Raw genomic sequence first — 515 nt, forward strand, 5'->3', positions numbered from 1 at the left:
TCTTAAAAAATTTGAAAGCGTAAAAATACGGAAAACATCATGAACTTTGAAAACGACGACATTATCCATGCGCCGACCACGTCTTCCCTGATTCTCGAAGAGCGGCACGATTCGGAGCTGTTCCGTGTTTACGCCCTGATTTTGGACGGCATTACCGATCAGGTGCTGCTGCCCGGCAAAAAGCTGACCGAATCCGAACTTTGCCGTCAGATGGTGTGTTCGCGCAACACCGTCCGCGGCGCGCTGTCGCTTTTGGCGCACGACAAGATTGTCGATTTGCAACCCAACAGGGGCGCGTTCGTCCACGTTCCCGATTTGAAAGAAATGCAGGATGTGTTCAATGCGCGCATCGAAATGGAGACGATGATTTTGAATATCCTCGCAGATTTGCCGGATTTGGAAACGCGCCTCAAGCCGCTTTATGCGATGATAAGGCGCGAAGAAGAGGCTTCCGGCAGGGGCGACCGCGTCGGCTGGAACCGCCTGTCCAATGCCTTCCACGTCGAACTGGCGCG

1 protein-coding gene is annotated in these 515 nt (G+C 53.4%); it reads left to right on the forward strand.

The window, feature by feature from the left end:
- Window positions 1-39: 39 nt before the first annotated feature.
- Window positions 40-515 (forward strand): GntR family transcriptional regulator (locus HGP29_RS28660; RefSeq protein WP_168885861.1); only part of this gene is annotated, 476 nt, incomplete at its 3' end.

The organism is Flammeovirga agarivorans (assembly GCF_012641475.1).
Lineage (GTDB): Bacteria > Bacteroidota > Bacteroidia > Cytophagales > Flammeovirgaceae > Flammeovirga > Flammeovirga agarivorans.